This window comes from Candidatus Krumholzibacteriota bacterium (assembly GCA_016931295.1).
GTDB lineage: Bacteria > Krumholzibacteriota > Krumholzibacteriia > Krumholzibacteriales > Krumholzibacteriaceae > JAFGEZ01.
In genome coordinates, this window is the sequence record JAFGEZ010000035.1 from 55495 (window position 1) to 75267 (window position 19773).

General features: G+C 66.1%; 19 protein-coding genes. 5 read left to right on the forward strand and 14 right to left on the reverse strand.

Annotated elements, in window-relative coordinates; all coding sequences use genetic code 11:
* Positions 1-2: 2 nt before the first annotated feature.
* Positions 3-572: a hypothetical protein gene (locus JW876_09340; GenBank protein MBN1885707.1), complete on the reverse strand. Its 570-nt coding sequence runs from the start codon at positions 570-572 to the stop codon at positions 3-5.
* A gap of 296 nt (positions 573-868) precedes the next feature.
* On the opposite strand from JW876_09340, the gene JW876_09345 reads away from it, so the two are divergent.
* From JW876_09345 to mce, 3 genes are read left to right on the forward strand one after another with little or no spacing between them, the layout of a single operon-like run.
* Positions 869-2422: an acyl-CoA carboxylase subunit beta gene (locus tag JW876_09345; GenBank protein MBN1885708.1), complete on the forward strand. Its 1554-nt coding sequence runs from the start codon at positions 869-871 to the stop codon at positions 2420-2422.
* A 17-nt stretch (positions 2423-2439) separates the two neighbouring features.
* Positions 2440-4107: a methylmalonyl-CoA mutase gene (locus JW876_09350; GenBank protein MBN1885709.1), complete on the forward strand. Its 1668-nt coding sequence runs from the start codon at positions 2440-2442 to the stop codon at positions 4105-4107.
* Positions 4108-4124: 17 nt separating this feature from the next.
* A complete protein-coding gene (mce, locus tag JW876_09355; protein ID MBN1885710.1) occupies positions 4125-4532 on the forward strand; it encodes a methylmalonyl-CoA epimerase in 408 nt (135 codons plus the stop codon).
* A gap of 127 nt (positions 4533-4659) precedes the next feature.
* Here the strand turns inward: mce and JW876_09360 are convergent, their stop codons facing one another.
* From JW876_09360 to JW876_09405, 10 genes are all read right to left on the reverse strand, one after another.
* Positions 4660-5517: a 3-hydroxybutyryl-CoA dehydrogenase gene (locus JW876_09360; GenBank protein MBN1885711.1), complete on the reverse strand. Its 858-nt coding sequence runs from the start codon at positions 5515-5517 to the stop codon at positions 4660-4662.
* Positions 5518-5618: 101 nt separating this feature from the next.
* The gene (locus JW876_09365; GenBank protein ID MBN1885712.1) at positions 5619-6800 is read right to left on the reverse strand and encodes an acetyl-CoA C-acetyltransferase; all 1182 of its coding nucleotides are present in this window, start codon (positions 6798-6800) and stop codon (positions 5619-5621) included.
* A gap of 65 nt (positions 6801-6865) precedes the next feature.
* Entirely contained in the window at positions 6866-7273 is a 408-nt protein-coding gene (locus JW876_09370) for a cobalamin B12-binding domain-containing protein (GenBank protein ID MBN1885713.1), read from the reverse strand.
* Positions 7274-7297: 24 nt separating this feature from the next.
* Positions 7298-8965 carry a methylmalonyl-CoA mutase family protein gene (locus JW876_09375; protein ID MBN1885714.1) on the reverse strand — a complete coding sequence of 556 codons (1668 nt, stop codon included), beginning with the start codon at positions 8963-8965 and terminating at the stop codon, positions 7298-7300.
* 7 nt (positions 8966-8972) lie between these two features.
* Positions 8973-9956 (reverse strand): methylmalonyl Co-A mutase-associated GTPase MeaB, encoded by a 984-nt coding sequence (meaB, locus tag JW876_09380; GenBank protein MBN1885715.1) that lies wholly within the window; start codon positions 9954-9956, stop codon positions 8973-8975.
* A gap of 1 nt (position 9957) precedes the next feature.
* Positions 9958-10482 carry a cob(I)yrinic acid a,c-diamide adenosyltransferase gene (locus tag JW876_09385; GenBank protein MBN1885716.1) on the reverse strand — a complete coding sequence of 175 codons (525 nt, stop codon included), beginning with the start codon at positions 10480-10482 and terminating at the stop codon, positions 9958-9960.
* 99 nt (positions 10483-10581) lie between these two features.
* Positions 10582-12270 (reverse strand): hypothetical protein, encoded by a 1689-nt coding sequence (locus tag JW876_09390; GenBank protein MBN1885717.1) that lies wholly within the window; start codon positions 12268-12270, stop codon positions 10582-10584.
* A gap of 128 nt (positions 12271-12398) precedes the next feature.
* Positions 12399-13031 (reverse strand): lamin tail domain-containing protein, encoded by a 633-nt coding sequence (locus tag JW876_09395; protein MBN1885718.1) that lies wholly within the window; start codon positions 13029-13031, stop codon positions 12399-12401.
* A 165-nt stretch (positions 13032-13196) separates the two neighbouring features.
* The gene (locus JW876_09400; GenBank protein ID MBN1885719.1) at positions 13197-14675 is read right to left on the reverse strand and encodes a WD40 repeat domain-containing protein; all 1479 of its coding nucleotides are present in this window, start codon (positions 14673-14675) and stop codon (positions 13197-13199) included.
* Between the two features lie 117 nt (positions 14676-14792).
* A complete protein-coding gene (locus JW876_09405; GenBank protein MBN1885720.1) occupies positions 14793-15161 on the reverse strand; it encodes a hypothetical protein in 369 nt (122 codons plus the stop codon).
* A 211-nt stretch (positions 15162-15372) separates the two neighbouring features.
* Here JW876_09405 and JW876_09410 point away from each other — a divergent pair, with 211 nt between their 5' ends.
* Positions 15373-15939, forward strand: coding sequence for an RNA polymerase sigma factor (locus JW876_09410; protein MBN1885721.1), 567 nt, complete (start codon positions 15373-15375; stop codon positions 15937-15939).
* Entirely contained in the window at positions 15936-16448 is a 513-nt protein-coding gene (locus JW876_09415) for a zf-HC2 domain-containing protein (protein ID MBN1885722.1), read from the forward strand. Before JW876_09410 ends, JW876_09415 begins: the two co-directional genes overlap by 4 nt.
* On the opposite strand, the gene gatB is transcribed toward JW876_09415, so the two are convergent.
* The 3 genes from gatB to gatC are packed head-to-tail and all read right to left on the reverse strand — an operon-like array spanning position 16445 to position 19652.
* Entirely contained in the window at positions 16445-17878 is a 1434-nt protein-coding gene (gatB, locus tag JW876_09420) for an Asp-tRNA(Asn)/Glu-tRNA(Gln) amidotransferase subunit GatB (GenBank protein MBN1885723.1), read from the reverse strand. The two genes, JW876_09415 and gatB, sit on opposite strands and share 4 nt — an antisense overlap.
* A complete protein-coding gene (gene gatA, locus JW876_09425; GenBank protein MBN1885724.1) occupies positions 17875-19356 on the reverse strand; it encodes an Asp-tRNA(Asn)/Glu-tRNA(Gln) amidotransferase subunit GatA in 1482 nt (493 codons plus the stop codon). The genes gatB and gatA overlap by 4 nt, the downstream gene beginning before the upstream one ends.
* Positions 19353-19652: an Asp-tRNA(Asn)/Glu-tRNA(Gln) amidotransferase subunit GatC gene (gatC, locus tag JW876_09430; protein MBN1885725.1), complete on the reverse strand. Its 300-nt coding sequence runs from the start codon at positions 19650-19652 to the stop codon at positions 19353-19355. Before gatC ends, gatA begins: the two co-directional genes overlap by 4 nt.
* Positions 19653-19773: the final 121 nt, after the last annotated feature.

The following is a 19773-nucleotide window of genomic DNA, read 5'->3' on the forward strand; positions in this document are numbered from 1 at the left end:
TCTCATTCCGTCGGGTTGATCACTGCACGATACGCGCGCGCCCGGGCCCGGGGGTACCCTTCCTCGCATTCGGCCACGCCGATGAACTGCGCGTTCTCGGACGGGCCGAGACCGATGATCGCATTCTCGAGCGGCTTGTCGGCGCGAAGGGTGAGGGTGTGGACCACCATCATCGGTCCGGGGCGGCAGGGGAACCGCTCGCTCAGGCCGCCATCGAACGTGCCGAGCGACATCACGCGATCCTGGCTGTACTTGTCGTTGACGATGGAGACGCCATCGGGAAGGATCAGCTTGAACTCGGTCGCGGCGATCTGCATCTCCTCGGGGAAGTGGACGATGACGTGAACGTCGAACTCCCGCACGTCCCGGTCGAGCTTGATGGTGCGCTTCGTCCCCTCGGCGTCGAAGTAGACGCCGAAGACCACGTTCTCGTTCACGTAGGAGATGAGACCGTCGTCTTTGGTGATGGCGGGCTCCTCCTTCTTCGCGGGCTCCTCCTTCGCGCACGAGAGGGCTCCGCAGAAACAGGCCGCCGCGAACAGGGACAGCACGGTGATCCGAAATACGTTCATCCTTCTCCCCCTTGTCGTAAAGATGCAACGTCGGGTTCCGGCGCACAAGCCTGGACGCAGGCATGATAGCCTTCAACCGTTTGTTTGACAATGAATATCGGTGCATTTCCGATTGACGCCCCCACGGCGATTACATAGATTATGACGAGTATCGACGTGGGAGGAGGGCCGCCGGCCGCACTCCGCATCTCGTTATCCGGCAAAGAGATGAAATATCGACTTCATCGCACCCGATCCGGCCGGCGCGTTGCCCCCCGCACCGTCTCCCTTGTCTTCGTTCGAAGGAGCATGATCCGATGAAAAACAGGAACGAGAAATTCGAGCACCTCGCGAGGAAACGCGAACAGGCGCTGCTCGGCGGCGGGCGCAAGCGCATCGAGAAGATCCACGAGTCCGGGCGGCTCACCGCCCGCGAGCGCATCCACATCCTTTTCGACGAGGGAACCTTCCAGGAGCTCGGCGTCTTCGTGACGCACGACTCCGACTGGCCGGGGCTGAAGGACAACAAGCCGGTCGGAGACGGCGTCGTCTGCGGCCACGGTCTCGTCCGCGGCCGGACGGTCTACGCCTTCGCGCAGGATTTCACGGTGATCGGCGGTTCGCTGAGCATGTCGAACGCCGGCAAGATCATCCGGCTGCAGGAGATGGCGCTCGAGAACGGCGCGCCCCTCATCGGGATCAACGATTCCGGGGGCGCCCGCATCCAGGAAGGCGTGAAGAGCCTCGCCGGCTACGCGAGCATCTTCCTGCGCAACACACTCGCATCGGGGGTCATCCCGCAGATCTCCGCGATCATGGGTCCCTGCGCGGGCGGCGCCGTCTACTCCCCAGCCCTCACCGACTTCATCTTCATGGTCGACCGGACGAGCCACATGTTCATCACGGGCCCGAACGTCATCAAGCAGGTGACGCACGAGGAGGTCAGCCAGGAGGATCTCGGGGGCGCGCTCACCCACAATACGAAGAGCGGGGTGGCGCACTTCATGGCGGCCGACGACGAGGATTGCATCGAGATGATCAAGACACTCCTCTCCTTCGTGCCGCAGAACAACATGGAGGATCCCCCCTACCTCGAGCCGACGGACGATCCGGGCCGCGTCGAGCCGCGCCTGAACGAACTCGTCCCCGAGGATCCCCGCGCGCCATACGACATCAAGGACGCCATCCACCTGATCGTGGACGACGGGGAGTTCTTCGAGGTGCAGGCCGATCACGCCCAGAACATCGTCGTCGGGTTCGGCCGTCTCAACGGCCATTCGGTGGGCATCGTCGCGAACCAGCCGAACCATCTCGCCGGCGTCCTCGACATCGACTCCTCGATCAAGGGCGCCCGCTTCATCCGGTTCTGCGACGCGTTCAACATCCCGCTCATCACCTTCGAGGACGTGCCCGGATTCCTTCCCGGCACCGACCAGGAATGGAACGGGATCATCAAGCACGGCGCCAAGCTCATCTTCGCCTACTGCGAGGCGACCGTCCCCAAGCTGACCGTCATCACGCGCAAGGCCTACGGCGGCGCCTACTGCGTCATGTCCAGCAAGCACATCCGCAGCGACTACAACGTGGCGTGGCCGACCGGCGAGATCGCCGTCATGGGAGCCGAGGGCGCCGCGAACATCCTCTACCGGAAGGAGATCAAGGAGGCGGACGACCCGAAGGCCAAGCTCGGCGAGAAGATAGAGGAATACACGGAGGCCTTCTCCAACCCGTACGTCGCCGCCAGCCTCGGGTACCTCGACGACGTCATCATGCCGGAGAACACGCGGCCGATGATCATCCACGCCCTTGAGAACCTGCTCAACAAGAACCAGCAGCTTCCAGCGAAGAAGCACGGGAACATTCCGCTCTGAGAAGAAGGTGTTGCTTCATGGCTTCCAGCGACGATATCTCCTCTTCCGTCGAGCACTGGCGGGAGAAGGTCTACGGGCCCTTCAAGGCGAAGCGCGGCGAGCGCCGGGAACGTTTCGAGACGACGGCCGGCATCGAGATGAAACCGGTCTACACCCCCATCGACGCTCCGGAGAATACCGCCCTCGAGCGCGACGGCCTTCCCGGGCTCTTCCCCTTCACGCGCGGCGTCTACCCGACGATGTACCGGGGAAAGTTCTGGACGATGCGCCAGTACGCGGGATTCGGTTCGGCCGAGGAGACGAACGAGCGTTTCCGCTACCTGCTCGAGCAGGGTCAGACGGGGCTCTCGGTCGCCTTCGATCTTCCCACGCAGATGGGCTACGACTCCGACGACGCGATGGCTGAGGGAGAAGTCGGCCGCGTCGGCGTCGCCATCGACACGATGGACGATTTCCGGACGCTCCTGCGTGACATCCCCCTCGACAGGGTGAGCACGTCGATGACGATCAACGCGACCTCCGCGATCCTGCTCGCCATGTACGTCGCCCTCGCCGAGGAGACTGGCGTGAGTCCCGACCAAATCGCCGGCACGATCCAGAACGACGTCCTCAAGGAATACATCGCACGGGGCACATACATCTATCCGCCGGCGCCGTCGATGCGGATTATCACCGACATCTTCGCCTGGTGCCGCGACAACACGCCGTCCTGGAACACGATCTCGATCAGCGGCTACCACATCCGCGAGGCCGGATCGACCGCCGTCCAGGAGGTCGCCTTCACCCTCGCCGACGCCGTCGCCTACGTGGAGGCGGCCGTCGCCGCCGGTCTCGACGTGGATACCTTCGCCCCGCGGCTCTCCTTCTTCTTCTGCGTGCACAACAACATCTTCGAGGAGGTCGCCAAGTTCCGGGCCGCCCGCCGTATCTGGGCCCGGCTGATGCGCGACCGCTTCGAAGCGAAGAAGGACAAGAGCTGTCTTCTCCGCTTCCATACCCAGACGGCCGGCTGCTCGCTCACGGCCCAGCAGATCGAGAACAACGTCGTCCGCGTCGCGCTCCAGGCCCTCGCCGCCGTCCTCGGCGGCACGCAGAGCCTGCACACCAACTCCCGCGACGAGGCGTTGAGCCTGCCATCGGAGGACTCGGTCCTCACGGCCCTGCGCACGCAGCAGGTCATCGCCGAGGAGAGCGGAGCGGCCGACGTCATCGATCCCCTCGGCGGCTCGTGGTACGTCGAGAAGATGACCGACGAGATCGAGTCGTCCGTCCTCGCCCTCATGGAACGCATCGATGGAATGGGCGGCATGATCCGGGCGATCGAGGCGCAGTTCCCGCAGCGCGAGATCGAGCGATCCGCCTACGAATACCAGAAGGGGGTCGAGGAGGAGGAGATCACGGTCGTCGGCGTCAACAAATACACCGACGCCACCGCGGCCCACGCGGGCGTCTTCCGCGTCGACCCTGCGATCCAGGAGCGGCAGGCAAAGAAACTCGAGCGATTCCGGGCCGGGCGCGACGCCGCGGCGATCGGCACCCTGCTCGAACGGGTGGCGAAGACGGCCGCCGGCACGGAGAACCTCATGCCGGCGATCATCGCCGCGGTCAAGGGGAACTGCACGCTCGGCGAGATCGCGAAAGCGATGGAATCGGTCTTCGGGCGATTCTCGCCCGGTTCGCACTGACGACGGGAGATGAAACGATGACGGACAGGCTGGAGAAACTTGCTCATATCGGGATCGCCGTCGAGAACCTCGACGAGGCGAAATCGCTCTTCGGCGACACGCTCGGCCTGGTCTTCGAGGGGCGGAAGGCGCTTCCCGACCGGGGGCTCGAGGTGGCATTCCTCGATACGGGCAACACGAAGATCGAGCTCCTCGCCTCCACGCGTGAGGACAGCGCGGTGGGCAGGTTCCTCGAGAAGAAGGGACCGGGGATCCACCATCTCTGCTTCAAGGTGAAAAACATCCGCCGGGTCATGCGCGAACTGGCCGACGCGGGGCTCCGACTCATCGACGCCGAACCGCGCGAGGGCGCCGAGGGGCACCTCGTCGCCTTCCTCCATCCGAAATCGACCTCGGGCGTGCTGATCGAGCTCGAGGAGGAATAGTTCAAGCGGAACCTGGACGGCATCTTTGCCGGACAGACGAAGAAAACGGGCGCCGGGATCTTTCCGGCGCCCGTCTCTTTCCGATCCGTTCCGACGCCGGCGGGCGGCCACCCCCGGCGGACAGGAGCTACTTCTCCCCGTACTCGTAGAAGCCCTTCTTCGTCTTGCGGCCGAGCCAGCCGGCGGCCACCATCTTGACGAGAAGCGGGCAGGGCCGGTACTTCGGATCGCCGAGCCCCTCCTGCAGGACGCGCAGGATGTTCAGGCAGACGTCGAGGCCGATCAGGTCGGCCAGCGCGAGGGGTCCGAGTGGATGGTTCATGCCGAGCTTCATCACGCCGTCGATCGCCTCGGCCGTGGCCACGCCTTCCATCAGGCAGTAGATTGCCTCGTTGATCATCGGCAAAAGCACCCGGTTGGAGACGAAGCCCGGATAGTCGTTGACCTCGATCGGCGTCTTGCCGAGCTTTTCGCTCAGCGTCATCACCGTCTCCGTGGTCGCGTCGTCCGTGGCGAGGCCGCGGATCACCTCGACGAGCTTCATGACGGGCACGGGATTCATGAAGTGCATGCCGATGAACTTCTTTGGACGCGATGTCCGGGCGGCGATCGAGGTGATGGAGATCGAGGAGGTGTTGGAGGCGAAGATCGTATCCGGTTTGCAGACCGCGTCGAGCTCGCCGAAGACCGATACCTTCGTGTCGAAATCCTCGAAGATCGCCTCGACGACGAGGTCGGCGCCTGCGGCGTCGGAGAGCGTCGTCGACGCGGCGATACGGCCGAGAATCTCCTTCTTCTCCGCTTTGTCGATCTTCTCCTTCTTCACGAGCCGGTCGAGGCTCCCGTCGATCGCCTTCATCCCGCGATCGACGAACTCCTGCTTCACATCGATCATCGTCACGGGGAACCCGTGCTGCGCGAACGTCTGCGCGATCCCGTTCCCCATCGTCCCGGCGCCGAAGACGGCGATCTTCCGTATGGCCATGCAGAACCTCCCTGCTCGTGCCGGACGCTCGATCCAGGACGAAGCGTCCATCGTAACCGACTGCCTTTACGTTCGTTGCCTGTGCCTCGCGCCGTGGCGGGCTACAGCATCTCCACGCTCATCGCGACGGCGTTCCCCCCGCCGAGACAGAGGGTGGCGAGCCCCTTCCGCCCTCCCGTGCGCTTCAGCGCGTGCATCAGGGTGACGAGGACGCGCGCGCCTGAACAGCCGATCGGGTGGCCCAGCGCGACCGCGCCGCCGTTGACGTTCACCTTCGTCATGTCGAGGCCCAGCTCGCCGCCGACGGCGATCGCCTGGACGGCGAAGGCCTCGTTGAGCTCGATGAGGTCGAAATCCTCGATCTTCATGCCGTACTTCTCGAGGAGCGTGCGGGTGGCCACCGTCGGGGTCATCATGACCCATTCGGGAGCGAGCCCGCCCGTGGCGTAGCCCGTCACGCGGGCGATCGGCTCGACCCCGAGCTCGGCCGCCGTCTTGTCCGACATCATGACCATCGCCGCCGCGCCGTCGGAGATCTGGGATGCGTTGCCCGCCGTGACCGTGCCGCCCTTCTTGAAGACGGGCTTCAAACCGGCCAGTTTCGCGGCGGTCGTGCCGGGACGGGGCCCCTCGTCGCGGTCGACGACGACCGGATCGCCCTTGCGCTGCGGGACCTCGACCGGCATGAGCTCGCCGGCGAAGGCGCCGCTCTCGTGCGCCTCGACGGCCTTGCGGTTGCTCTCCGCGGCGTACTCGTCGATCGCCTCGCGGGCGATACCGTACTTCTCGGCCACGAGTTCCCCCGTGTTGCCCATGTGGAAATCGTTGTAGACGTCCCAGAGGCCGTCGTAGACCATCGTGTCGACGAGGGCGCCGTCGTTGAGGCGGTACCCGGTGCGGGCCTGCCGGAGGATGTAGGGCGCGTTGCTCATGCTCTCCATCCCCCCCGCCACGACGACGCGGCTGTCGCCGAGCCTGATCGCCTGGGCGGCGAGGACGGCCGCCTTGAGACCCGATCCGCAGACCTTGTTGATCGTCATCGCGGCGCTGGCGACGTCGACGCCCGCGCCGATCGCCGCCTGGCGCGCAGGGTTCTGCCCGAGCCCCGCGCCGATCACGTTCCCCATGATGACTTCGTCGACCTGGCCACCGTCGACCCCCGCCCGCTCCATCGCCTCCCGTACGGCCATCGAGCCGAGCTCGGTCGCCTTGAAGGACGAGAGTCCACCGAGAAACCTGCCGATCGGCGTCCGGACCGCGCCGGCGATCACGACCTCTGACATATCAACGACCTCCTTGGGATCCCGGCCGCCGTCCAAGCGCCGTGCGCCCGCCGGCGAACCGATTGTCATGCGCCCGTCGTTTCCTCGAACGTCTTCCTGATGAATGCGGCGATCTCCCGGGTATCGGTCCCCGGACCGAACACCTTGACGACCCCCTGCTTCTCGAGTTCCTCGATGTCCTCCTCGGGGATGATCCCGCCGCCGAACACCTTCACGTGATCGGCGCCCTTCTCGGCGAGAAGCTCCATGACGCGCGGAAACATCGTCATGTGGGCGCCGGACAGGATGCTCAGGCCCACGAAATCGACATCCTCCTGGACGGCGGCCTCGGCGATCATCTCGGGCGTCTGGTGCAGCCCGGTGTAGATGATCTCCATGCCGGCGTCCCTGAGCGCGTTCGCGACGACCTTGGCCCCGCGGTCGTGCCCGTCGAGTCCGGGTTTCGCGACGAGGACCCTGATCTTTCTCTCCATTCCCGTTCCTCCCGTGAGCGCCGCCTAGAAGACCGGCGGCTCCTTGTATTCCCCGAACACACTTTTCAGCTCGGCGATGATCTCCCCCTCCGTGCAGTAGGCCTTCGCGCACTCGATGATGAGGGGCATGAGATTGTCGTTCGACGCGGCTCCCTCGCGGAGTTTCCCGAGAGCCCGCGCGGCGCCGTCGTTGTCGCGCTGCTCCCTGACGAGACGGACGCTCCGGCGCTGGTCCCGCTCGACCTGGTGATCGATCCTCAGGAGGGGGATCTCGATCTTCTCGTCGTCGAGGACGTAACGGTTCAGGCCGACGATCGTCTTGCGTTTCTCCTCGACCGCGATCTGGTACTCGTAGGCGGCCCTGCCGATCTCCCGCTGGAAGAAGCCCTGCTCGATCGCCCTGACCACCCCTCCCATCGCGTCGATCCGTTCGAAATACTCCTCCGCTTGCGCCTCCATCTCCGCCGTCCTGGATTCGATGAAATAGCTGCCCGCCAGGGGATCAGCCGTATTCGTCACCCCGGTCTCGTCGGCGATCAGCTGCTGCGTCCGCAGGGCGATCCGCACGGCCTTCTCGCTCGGGAGGGCCAAAGTCTCGTCCATCGAGTTCGTGTGCAGGCTCTGCGTGCCGCCGAGCACCGCCGAGAGGGCCTGGAAGGCGGTCCGCACGATGTTGTTCTCGGGCTGCTGGGCCGTCAGCGTGCACCCGGCCGTCTGCGTGTGGAACCTGAGCAGCCACGATCGCGGATCCTTCGCCCCGTATTTCCCGCGCATGCGCCTCGCCCAGATCCGCCGCGCGGCCCGGTACTTCGCGATCTCCTCGAAGAAATCGAGGTGCGCGTTGAAGAAGAACGACAACCGGGGCGCGAAGCGATCGACGTCGAGCCCGGCGGCGATCCCCGCCTCGACGTAGGCGAATCCGTCGGCGAGAGTGAAGGCGAGTTCCTGCACCGCCGTCGACCCCGCTTCCCTGATGTGGTAGCCGCTGATCGAGATCGTGTTCCACCGCGGCACGTGATCGGCGCAGAAGGCGAGGATGTCGGTGATGATCCTGAGCGACGGCTCCGGCGGGAATATCCACGACTTCTGCGCGATGTACTCCTTCAGGATGTCGTTCTGGATCGTTCCTCCCATCCGTTCGAACGGAACGCCCTTCTTCCCGCCCGCGCAGAGATAAAAGGCGAGGAGGATCGACGCGGGGGCGTTGATCGTCATCGACGTCGTGATCGCCCCCTGGTCGATGCCGTCGAAGAGGATCTCCATGTCCCGGAGGGAATCGATCGCCACGCCGCAGCGTCCAACTTCGCCCTCGGAACGCGGATGGTCCGAGTCGTACCCCATGATCGTGGGCATGTCGAAGGCGACCGAGAGCCCGGTCTGCCCGTGTTCCAGCAGGTAGTGGTAGCGGCGGTTGGTGTCGCGCGGCGTGCCGAAACCGGCGAACTGCCTCATCGTCCAGGGCCGCCCCCGATACATCGTCGGGTAGACGCCCCGCGTGAACGGATAATCGCCGGGGAATCCCAGATCGCGCAGGTAATCGAGATCGCCGACGTCCTCGGGCGTATAGAGCGGTTTGACCGGGGCGCCCGAGACGGTGGTGAATTCCCGTTCCTCCTCGTGACAGGACGCGTAGCGTTCTTCGAACCGGTTTCGCGCCTCGCCGAATTCCCGGGGCTCGTCGTGTTTCGCCATCGACTGATCAACTCCCGCCCGGCGCATCGTCGATCCGCACCAGGCCCTCGAGCTGCCGCACGAGCCGGTACGGGGACATGCGCCCGGAATAGACCTCGTCCATCTTCTCCTCGACCAGGCGCCGCACGGCGGCGGCGCGGTCGAGCCGCCGCGTGATGCGGTCCATGAGGGCGTTCCTGACACGCGCAAAGAGTATCTCGCGGCGCTTCGCCGCGAAACGGCCCGATTCGCCGAGCCATCGACGGTGCTTTTCCAGCGTATCGGCGATCTCCACGATCCCCCGCTCCTCGCGCGCCGAGGCGAGCAGAACGGGCGGACGCCATCCCCCCCCGGGAACCGTCTTGAGGCGGAGCGCCGTCTCGATCTCCCTCGCGGCGATCTCGGCGTCGGAATGGTCCGCCTTGTTCATCACGAAGACGTCGCCGATCTCCATCAGGCCGGCCTTCATCGCCTGGATGCCGTCCCCCGATTCGGGGACGAGCACGACGACGACCGTGTGCGCCGTCTCGGCGATCTCCAGCTCGCTCTGTCCGACGCCGACCGTCTCGATCAGCACGAGGTCCTTGCCGAAGGCGTCGAGCACGTCGGCCGCCTCGTCCGTGCAGTTCGAGATCCCCCCGAGGGAACCCCGGCTCGCCAGCGATCGGACGTAGACGCCCGGATCGATGGCCAGGTCCTGCATCCGCACCCGATCGCCGAGGAGCGCGCCACCGCTGAACGGGCTCGACGGATCGACGGCGATGACGCCGATCTGCCGTTCGCGCGCCCGGAAGATCCTCGTCATGAGGTTGACGAGGGTGCTCTTCCCCGCCCCCGGTGGTCCGGTGAATCCAACGCGCCAGGCCCCGCTCGCCCGCGGATAGATACCGTCCATCACCGCTTCCGCTCCCGCCCCGCCGTTCTCGATGATCGAGATCGCGCGAGCGAGGGCGGCGGTCTTTCCGGCCGCGAACCGTTCGAGCAGCTCCTCCACGGCGGCGTTCCGTTCCATCCTAGTACTCGATCCCCTCGCGGGCCTGCACGCCCGCAGCGTAGTGGTGCTTGATCTCGCGCATCTCCGTCACGGTGTCGGCGATCCCGATCAGTTCCTCCGGGGCGTACCGCCCGGTGAGCACGAGCTCCATCGAGGGCGGCCGATCCGCGGCCAGCGCGACGACCTTCTCCACGGGCACGAGGCCGAAAGAGCAGGCGACGTTGATCTCGTCGAGGACGAGCATGTCGATCGTTCCCTCGCGTACGAGCGCTTCGGCCCGCTCCCAGCCGCGCGCGGCGAGCTCGCGGTCGATCTCGGCCGGATCGTCCGGGTCGACGAACTCGTCCCGCCCGTACTGCTCGATCTCGAGGCCCGGCACGTGCTTTGCCGACGCGAGTTCGCCGTAGAGCCGCCCCTTCATGAACTGGACGACGACGATCCGCCAGTTGTGCCCGGCGGCGCGCATCGCGAGCCCGATCGCCGCGGTCGTCTTCCCCTTCCCGTCACCCGTGTACAACTGCACCGTACCCCGCCGATCCTTCATCGTTCCCCCCCGTCGCCATCTCGAAACGACAGCATATTATTCCTGCAACCTGCTACTCTGTAAATACATGCCGGATCAATACGTGCGCACCGCCGAACGTCAGACCTCGCTCGGCACGCGTACGTACGGAAGGCTGACGAGAAACGTCGCGCCCTCGCCCTCCCCGCTCGATACCGTGATGGATCCCCCGTGGTCCTTGATGATCCGGTGGGCGAACGCGAGTCCGAGCCCCGAACCGTTCTCCTTCGTCGTGAAGAACGGCGTGAATATCCTCGCCATCTCGGCATCGGGTATGCCGACGCCGGTGTCCGTGATCTCTATGAAGATCCGGTCCTCGACGGCCCAGGTTTTCACGCGGACCGTTCCGCCGCCCTCGATGGCCTCGATGGAGTTCTGCAGGAGATTGAGAAAGACCTCGTGCATCTTGACGACGTCGATCATGGCGCGTGGCAAGGAGGGCGAGAGGCTCTTGAGGAGCACGATCCCCCGTTCCTCGAGGTCGTTCTGTATGAGCGCGATGTTGTCCTCGATGACGCGGTTGATGTCGCTCTTCTCGAGCTTGAGCTTGCTCACCCGCGACTGGAGATTCTCGAGGTACTGCTCGAGGCGAAGCGCCTCGTTGATGATGATGTCGAGCTTGTCGCGATCCGCCCCCGAGAGAGTCGACGAATGCTGCAGGTTGCGCGCGAATCCGCCGATGGAGACGAGCGGGTTGCGTATCTCGTGGATCACCGAGGAGGTCAGCTCCCCGGAGATCGCGAGCCGCTCGGCTTTCATCATCCGTTCCTCGTTCGCCTTGAGCTTCCGGTAGGTCGCCTTCAGGCTCTCGACGTTCTTCGTGAGCGATTCCTTGAGCTGCGCCGCCCGGAGCGACGTGGTCGCGTGACTGACCACCAGCTCGAGCAGGTGCGCGTCCTCGGCGGTGATCTCCTGGCCGGTGAAGATGTTGTCGACGATCAGCAGGCCGAGGCTGTCCTCGACCGTCGCGATCGGACACGTGCAGAAGTTCTCGAGGCCGAGGATGCCGGCCACCTCGAGGTCCGCCTCGGAGGAGAGATCGTCCTTCCGGATGAACCGCACCTCGTGCATGCCCTTCACGATCACGCCCTCGTCGCTGCCGATCGGTATCGCGAGACTCGACGTGATCTTCGTGAGAGGGCTGTTCCGCAGGTAGTGGAGTTTCTGGCCCTTGGAAACCAGTTTCTCGAGCGAGGCCTCCTCGTCCTTGTCGAGTATGCGCCAGATCGCCCCGGCCTCCTCGGGCGAGGACGGTCCCAGCGCGTAGCGCCCGCGGAGGACGTCGTACTCGGGCCCCCGGAGAAAGACGAAGGCCCTGTTGAACCCGAGCCCCTCGCGCGCGGTGATGACGGTGAGGATGGCGAGGATGATATCCTCTTCCTTGTCGAGGCGGGCGATGATCCTGCTCACCTCGCCGAGGAGGTTCATCAGCTTGGAGCGACGGATCACCTCCATGTAGAGATCTTCGACCTTGTTGGAGTACCGGGAGGAACGGATCAGCGCGTCCTCGAGGGTCTCCAGGAGGGTGATGTCGACCCACCGGCGGCCCTTCATCCGCTTCTTGAGCTGCTTGAAGAAGGGGCACTTGAAGCAGCACTGGATGAGCTTCTCCTCGAGCCGCGGGAAGACGCGTCCGTGGCACCGGTGCCCCGTCACTTCCCAGCACGGCGAGTGCGTCTGCCCGTAGGCGGCGCACTCCTTCTTGTCACAGCCGAGAAACTCCCAGCAGTTGTTTTCTCTCGAGCCCGTATCCCCGTTTAAATCAGTCATATCAACGAACGAGGCTATCACAGCCCCGCCGGCCGGGTAAAGGGAAAAGGGTGCAGGGGGCGCCCGGCGGCTGCGATCGATGTTGCTGCGCCGGCCGGATAACCGACCGATTCAGCGGTTGCCGGCGATCAGCGCGTCCGGTGCTTTATCAGGCTCCACGACGCCCCGTCGGTCGCCGTCAGGCAATGGTTGGGGGCTCCCGGTGTCGGCAGGCACCCGGTCCCCGGGGGTTCGCTTTCCGCCGGACAGGGATTCAGGGCGTCGAACACCACCCACGTCCCCGGGTCGTCCGCCCTCCTGCCGAAGGAACGGTCGTTTTCCGCCGCGCGGGCGACGTACTCGCGGCCGTCGACGAGGACCGTGTCCCCGCCTGCGACGCGGAACAGCCGGACGACGTCACCCGTGTTGTTGAGCGACAGTCCGTAGATGGCGTTCCCGGTCGATTCCTCCCAGGCTCTCGAGTCGCTGCCGTAGACGACGACGACTCCTCCCGGCTCGAGGACGCCGGCGAGACCGAACCGCCAGGCCGGTCCCTCCGCGCCGTCCGCGATCAGGTATCCCGCGAGATCGACCGGCTCCGAGCCGGCGTTCAGGATCTCGACCCATTCGTCGTTGCGGTAGTCGTACTCGCCGTCCCCGTCCCAGTCGCGCGCGGGATCGGCGAGGATCTCGTTGATCACGATCTGCGACGTCGCCGCCGTCGGCATCGCCGCGCAGGCCGCCAGTACGGCGACGGCCACAAAAAAAGCATGCCTCCGCATCACGTCCTCCCTTCATCCTCCACCCGGGAAACATACCGTCCTCCGGGCAGAAACGGTCCGCCGCCGGGCGGCCCCTCCCTGCACGTCCGGAGGTTATCATGCGAGCCGCCGGCATGCCAGAGGAAAATCGGGGGATGTCGCGATGGCCGCCGGCGCGCCGCCTTGTCACGGTCCGCGGACGGGGGATCCCACGCTGACGACGGCGCGGAGGGGACGGCCGATGTGGAAACCGTTCGCCTCGAGGACGCGGATCGTCCACCAGTACGTCCCCGGCGAGGCGTCCGGTTCGACGACGAGCGGAATCTCGACGAGCCGTTTCGCGCCGGGCAGGAGCTGCGTGACGATCCCGGGCGCGGCGAGACGCACGGCGGCGCCTCCCTCGTCGGGAGTGACCATGACGACGATGTGGTAGGCCGCTCCCTCGCCGTCGTTCCGCAGGTCGAGAAGAACGGCGCCGGCCGAGCCCGGCGCGAAGGAGCCGTCCGCGGAGGCGCCGTCGAGAAAGACCGATCCGGAGAGCCGCGCGGGGAATCGCGGGGCCGGCGTGCGGGCGAGATCGCCGCAGAGCCCGAGATCGGACAGATCCCAGACGAGAACGGCGCCGTCCCTCGCCCCGCTCGCGAGAAGGGTCGCGTTCGAATTGAAGGATACGCTCGAGACCGCTTTCTCGTGTCCGGCAAACCGTGCGATATTCGCTCCGGTCGAGGCGTTCCACACGGCGACGGTCCCGTTTGCGCCGCCGGTCGCGAGAAAGCACCCGTCGGCGGTGAAGACGACATCGGTCACGCCGCCGCGGTGGGCGACGATCCGCCTGACCGTCCGCCAGGTATCCGACCGCCAGAGACGCACCGTCCCGTCCTCGGACGCGGAGGCGAGCATCCCCCCCGCCGCGAAATCGATCGCCGTGACGGATCCGCCGTGTCCGGCAAGCATGCGTTTTCGATAGTCGGGGAATCCCCAGACCGGGATGTCGCGATCGTCCTGGCAGACGGCGAGGAAACGACCGTCGCGGCTGAACGCGACATCCCGTATCTCGCCGAGGACCCTGCTCGCCAGGAGCACGGCGAGAAGGGCGCGGTTCTCCATCGACCAGACGCGCACGAGGCCGTTCGCCTGGCCCGCCGCGATGTAGCGGTCGTCCGGCGAGAAGGCGACGGCGGTGAGATAGTGGAATTTCGTCTCGACGAGATAGTTCACGACCGGCATCGTCTGGTCGATGTCGAGGACGCGGAGCGCCTCGTAGACGTCCGCCGGAAAGGTATGGAGGTTCCTGTTCGCCGGTATGTCGATCACGTGGAGGGCCCGCTCCCCGATCGCGGCCCGGCGTCCGTCGTTCGCCCAGGCGCCGGCGAGATCGACGAACTCCTCGTTGGCGAATCCGCCGACGACGGCTCCCGAGGCGCCGTTCCAGACGAACTGGCTCGATCGGTCCTTCCCGTCGGGGGAGGAGGAGGAGAGGATCGTGTTGTCCGTCGGGGAGAAACGGGCCCAGAGAACCGGTTCGCCGTGCGAACGGAAGACGACCGCCGGGCTCCGGGGATCGTCGGAGGCCCGCGGGGACGCGTCACCGGATCCGTCGGCGAAATGAACGAACCCGCACGCCGGCATGAAAAGAACCAGGAACAACAGGACGGATGGCCTCATGTCTCCCCCGGTTGACGGCCGCCTCGGCGATCGTACACCCGGAGGACACGGACGTCAAAAGGCAAACGGCGCGGCATGCGCCGCGCCGCCTGCCGCGGACCGGGCCGGGGCCCGGGATTACCTGTCGCCGGTCTCGGAGCGTTCCAGCTGCGCCGAGAGGAGCAGCGCCGCGCCCATCGCCGTGGGGATGAGGCCCCAGAGGCCGTGGCGGATTCCCGCCTCCGCGATGATGCCGACCATCACGGCGATCCCCACGAACAGAAACACCAGCCCCCACGCGCGGATCGCGAGATAGCGGGGCGGGCGGAGCCTGGCCGGTTCCTCGGGGATCGGGATTCCCTTCTCCATGGCCGCGAGCCGCTCCTTGTGGAGAAGCTCCTTGTGGCCCGCTCGTGTCACGATCGCGGTGATGACGACTGCGACCGCGCCGATGAGGAACATGATGGGGATGGTGACCGCGATGACATCGGGATTTATTTCGAACATCCTGCTTCTCCTTTTCTCCGCCGGACCGCCGCCGGCGTCGCTGCCTCTCCCGTGATTCACCCGGTATGACACCCCCCGGCCCCGATCGGTTTCAGCGGCGTCCCCTTTTTTCTTGAGTGCCGGGAGAACATGCTGGTCTAATGGCTCCCGGCGGGATTCGCTGAAACCCGCCGGCCCTCCGTCCTGTCAAACCCTTGTGAAGGAGCTGAGCGTGCGTGGGGATCTCGACCCCGGACTCGTGAAACGGGCGGCGAACGGCGATGGACGGGCGTTCGAAGAAATCATCGAGGAGCATCACTCCCTCGTCTGGGCGTCGGTGCGCGCCGTCATGGGAGACCGGCTGGACGTCGAGGATACGGTCCAGGAGGTCTTCATCAAGGTCTACCGGGGCCTGCCCTCCTTCCGCGGCGGATCGAGGCTCTCGACCTGGATCTACCGCATCGCGAGGAACGAGGCGCTCAACGCCGTCTCCCGGAAGGTCCACGAGACCCTTCCGATCGAGATTGTCGAGCGAATCGAGGATCCCGGCGAACGACCCGACCGCGCCGTCGGACGGGCGGAAACCGCGGCCGGCCTCGAACGCTTCCTGGCCCGGATCGAGGAGCGCTGGCGGACGGCGATCGAGCTCCGCTACATGGGCGAACGCTCCTACGCCGAGATCGCCGATATCATGGAGTTGCCCGTGGGCACCGTGAAGACGTATATTCACCGCGGCAAGACCGCGCTGAGGCGAATGATGGTCGACGAATCACCCGGAAGATCAGGAAAACAGACATGAACTGCCACGAAGCCGAAGCCCTGCTCGCGGCCCTCGCCGCGGGAGACCTCGGGCGCGAGGAGGCCGCCGAGGTCGAGCGTCACGCCGCTTCCTGCGCCGCCTGCCGGGAGTCGCTCGCGGCATGGCTGGCGATCGAGGAAGCGCTCCTCGCCAGGCGGAACGAAGTGCCCCCCGCCTCCCGGACGATCGCCGCGCTCGCCCCGGCGCTGCGCCGGAAGCGGTGGACGCCCCTCTTCGACCGCATCTTCAGCGTGCCCGCCATGTCGAGTTTCCTGATGGTCCTCGCGGCAGTCATCTTCCGTATCGGCGGGGGATCGGTCGCGTCGGCGCTCGGCCGGATGCATCTCTTCGGCACGCGGGTCTTCGCCGCTCTCGTCGGAGGGATCGATTCGGCGACGGGATGGCTCGGCTCGATCGGCCCGGTCGAACTCGTCGCCTGGACGGTCGGGCTTTCCGCGTTCCTTGTCATCGCCGCGACCGCGACGATCGTCGGGCTCCTGCGCGACTAGCCCTCGAGTTTTTTCCGTATGATCTCGCCGGTGAGCTTCGGGTTGGCCTTGCCCCGGCTCCTCTTCATCACCTGGCCGACGAAGAACCCGATGAGTTGCGTTCGCCCCTCGCGGCATCTCGCGGCCTCTTCCGGGTGCGCGGCGATCGTCTCGTCGACGATCCTGGCCAGATCCTCCTCGCCGCTGATCTGCTCGAGGCCGAGTTGCTCGACGACCGCTCCGGCGTCGTCTCCCGTCCGGATCATCTCCCGGAAGACGTCCGTCCCCGCACTGCCGCTGATCGCCCCCCGCGCGACGAGTTCGAGCAGCCCCGCGAGCATCGGGGGCGTGAGGGGAAACTCCTCGATACAACCGCCGGTGTTCTTCATCTCGCCGAGCACCTCTCGCATGATCCAGTTCGAGACGGTCTTCGCGTCGCCGGCGAGAGCGGCCGTCTCCTCGAAGTAGTCCGAGACGCCCCGCTCGGCGCAGAGAACCGCCACGTCGTAAGCCGAAAGGCCGTACTCGTCCCTGAAGCGCTTCTCCCGGTCGAGGGGCAGTTCGGGAAGTTTCTCGCCGATCACCTTCACCCGTCCGGCTTCCACCGTCAGCGGGAGCAGATCAGGTTCGGGGAAATACCGGTAGTCGTGCGCGTATTCCTTGCGTCTCATCGTGACGAGCCGCTTCTTCGCCGCGTCCCACAGGTTTGTCACCTGGATGATCTCTCCCCCGCCCTCGAGCACACGTCGCTGCCGCTCCATCTCCCAGCGGATGCCCATCTCGACCGCCTTGATGGAGTTCAGGTTCTTGATCTCGGTCCGCGTCCCCAGGGTCGTCGATCCTTCCGGCCGTATCGAGATGTTGACGTCGCAGCGCAGGGATCCCTCTTCCATGTTGCCGTCGCAGACGCCGAGCCACCGGAGAAGCCGGCGCAGCATCGTCAGGTAGGCTGCCGCCTCCCCCGGCGATCGCATGTCGGGACCGCTCACGATCTCTATCAGTGGCACGCCGCAACGGTTGAAATCGACGAGGCTTCCGCCGCCCTCCACGTGGACGAGCTTGCCCGCGTCGTCCTCGAGGTGGATCCGCTCGATGCAAACGACCCGTCTTTCGCCCTCGAACTCGAACTCGAGCCGCCCTTCACCGCAGAGCGGCCGGTCGTACATCGATATCTGGTAGTTGCGAGGCGCATCCGGGTAGAAGTAGTTCTTCCGCGAGAAGACGCTTTCCGGCGCGATCGAACACCCCATTGCGAGTCCCGTTTTCACGGCCATCTCGACGGCGCGCTCGTTGAGGACCGGAAGAGAGCCGGGAAGCCCGAGACAGACGGGGCAAACCAGCGTGTTCGGCTCCTCGCCGTAGGCGACGGGGCAACCGCAGTAGATCTTGCTCTTCGTGAGGAGCTGGGCGTGGACCTCGAGGCCGATGACGGGCTCGTACCGTGAGCTCACGACGCATCACCCCCCGGGCGGGGATGCGTCTCCCGGAAACGGAAGATCCGCTCCATGGCGCGGGCGCCCCTCATCAGCAGATCCTCGCGGCCGGCCGCCGCGACGAGCTGCATCCCGAGAGGCAGTCCGTCCGGGGAAAGAGCCGCCGGCACGGAGATCGCGGGAAGACCGGCGATGTTGGCCGCGGTCGTGAAGATATCCGAGAGATACATCGCGATCGGGTCGTCTACCCGCTCGCCGAGCCGGAACGCGGGGGTCGGCGAGGTGGGAAGCGCGATCAGGTCGAGATCCTCGAACAGGCGCTCGTATCTCTCGCACATCATCGCTTTCACCCGCTGCGCCTTGGCGTAGTAGGCGTCGTAGTAGCCGGCCGAGAGGACGTAGGTGCCGAGAAGCACGCGGCGTTTGACCTCGTCGCCGAAACCCTCGCCGCGTGTATTCTCGTACATCCCGGCGAGGTCTCTGCCCTCGACGCGGAGGCCGTACTTCACGCCGTCGTACCGCGCGAGGTTCGACGAGGCTTCCGCGTTCGCCAGCACGTAATAGCAGGCGATCGAGACCTCCGGGTCGGGGAGGACGACCTCCTCGACCGTCGCCCCGTCCGCCTCCATGCCGTCGAAGGCGCGACGGGCGGCATCCCTGACGCAGGCGTCCATCTCCCAGTCGCCGAGCGCCGCCGGACAACCCACCCGGAGACCCGCGAACCCCTCCTCGATCGAGGAGAGCAGGTCGGGTGCGCCTCCCGGGATCGTCGTCGCGTCGCGCGGATCGTGCCCGCCGATCGCCTGCATGGCGATGGCGCAATCGCGCACCGACCGCGCGAAGGGACCGATCTGGTCGAGGCTGCTGGCGAAGGCGATCAGCCCGTACCTGGACACCCGGCCGTAGGTGCCCTTGAGCCCGACGACGCCGCAGAAGCTCGCCGGCTGCCTGATCGATCCGCCGGTGTCCGAACCGAGGGCGATCGCCGCCATCTCCCCCGCCACCGCCGCGGCCGAACCGCCGCTCGACCCGCCGGGAGCACAGGCCGGGTTCCAGGGATTGCCCGTCGGGCCGAACGCCGAGTTCTCGGTTGAGGATCCCATCGCGAATTCGTCGAGATTCGTCTTGCCGACGATGATGGCGCCCGCGTCACGGAGACGCTCGACGACCGTCGCGTCGTAGGGAGGACGGTATCCTTCGAGGATGCGCGACGCCGCCGTGGTCGGAAGCCCCCGCGTGCAGATGTTGTCCTTCACCGCCACGGGAACGCCCCAGAGCGGCCGGCCGTCGTAACCGCCCCTCTCCAGCGCCGAGGCTTCCCCGAGCGCATGCTCGCCGAGGACGGAGAGAAAGGCCCCGATGACGCCGTCTGTCTGTTCGATTCTCGCGAGGTACGCGCAAACGACGTCGGTCGGGGAGAAGTCTCCGCGCTGATATCCCTCGCCGAGTTGCTCGATCGTGAGACCGGTCAGGCCGTCCGGTTTCCCGCCCTTCATGGCTCCTCCGACCCGATCACGGGTGGAACGCGGAAGAATCCCGCTTCCCGCTCCGGGGCGGCGGCGAGAACCTCGTCGCGGCTCAGGCACGGTTCGACGGCGTCCGTGCGGAGATCCGGCCTGAATCGACCGACGTGGGCACGGGGTTCCCAGTCTGTCGCGTCGACCTCCTCGAGCCGCCGCACGAAACCGATGATCCGTTCGAGCTGCCCCCGAAGGCGTTCGCGGCTGTCCGCATCCAGCCTGATGCTCGCCAGCTTCTCGATGTGCCGGAGATCGTCGTCGCTGAAAGCCACCGCTTGCTCCCTTCCGCCCCGCCGGCAAACGCCGACGGAAACACGTCAGGGTATCAATTCCGCCCCGCCGTGTCAACGGCGGCCAGACCGCTTCGTTTCCCGCGCTTTCGCTTGAATACGA

What these genes read in the sequence shown, in the direction of transcription:
- JW876_09340 (MBN1885707.1), bottom strand. Translation starts at nt 572, where the DNA reads ATGAACGTATTTCGGATCACCGTGCTGTCCCTGTTCGCGGCGGCCTGT.
- JW876_09345 (MBN1885708.1), top strand. Translation starts at nt 869, where the DNA reads ATGAAAAACAGGAACGAGAAATTCGAGCACCTCGCGAGGAAACGCGAA.
- JW876_09350 (MBN1885709.1), top strand. Translation starts at nt 2,440, where the DNA reads ATGGCTTCCAGCGACGATATCTCCTCTTCCGTCGAGCACTGGCGGGAG.
- mce (MBN1885710.1), top strand. Translation starts at nt 4,125, where the DNA reads ATGACGGACAGGCTGGAGAAACTTGCTCATATCGGGATCGCCGTCGAG.
- JW876_09360 (MBN1885711.1), bottom strand. Translation starts at nt 5,517, where the DNA reads ATGGCCATACGGAAGATCGCCGTCTTCGGCGCCGGGACGATGGGGAAC.
- JW876_09365 (MBN1885712.1), bottom strand. Translation starts at nt 6,800, where the DNA reads ATGTCAGAGGTCGTGATCGCCGGCGCGGTCCGGACGCCGATCGGCAGG.
- JW876_09370 (MBN1885713.1), bottom strand. Translation starts at nt 7,273, where the DNA reads ATGGAGAGAAAGATCAGGGTCCTCGTCGCGAAACCCGGACTCGACGGG.
- JW876_09375 (MBN1885714.1), bottom strand. Translation starts at nt 8,965, where the DNA reads ATGGCGAAACACGACGAGCCCCGGGAATTCGGCGAGGCGCGAAACCGG.
- meaB (MBN1885715.1), bottom strand. Translation starts at nt 9,956, where the DNA reads ATGGAACGGAACGCCGCCGTGGAGGAGCTGCTCGAACGGTTCGCGGCC.
- JW876_09385 (MBN1885716.1), bottom strand. Translation starts at nt 10,482, where the DNA reads ATGAAGGATCGGCGGGGTACGGTGCAGTTGTACACGGGTGACGGGAAG.
- JW876_09390 (MBN1885717.1), bottom strand. Translation starts at nt 12,270, where the DNA reads ATGACTGATTTAAACGGGGATACGGGCTCGAGAGAAAACAACTGCTGG.
- JW876_09395 (MBN1885718.1), bottom strand. Translation starts at nt 13,031, where the DNA reads ATGCGGAGGCATGCTTTTTTTGTGGCCGTCGCCGTACTGGCGGCCTGC.
- JW876_09400 (MBN1885719.1), bottom strand. Translation starts at nt 14,675, where the DNA reads ATGAGGCCATCCGTCCTGTTGTTCCTGGTTCTTTTCATGCCGGCGTGC.
- JW876_09405 (MBN1885720.1), bottom strand. Translation starts at nt 15,161, where the DNA reads ATGTTCGAAATAAATCCCGATGTCATCGCGGTCACCATCCCCATCATG.
- JW876_09415 (MBN1885722.1), top strand. Translation starts at nt 15,936, where the DNA reads ATGAACTGCCACGAAGCCGAAGCCCTGCTCGCGGCCCTCGCCGCGGGA.
- gatA (MBN1885724.1), bottom strand. Translation starts at nt 19,356, where the DNA reads ATGAAGGGCGGGAAACCGGACGGCCTGACCGGTCTCACGATCGAGCAA.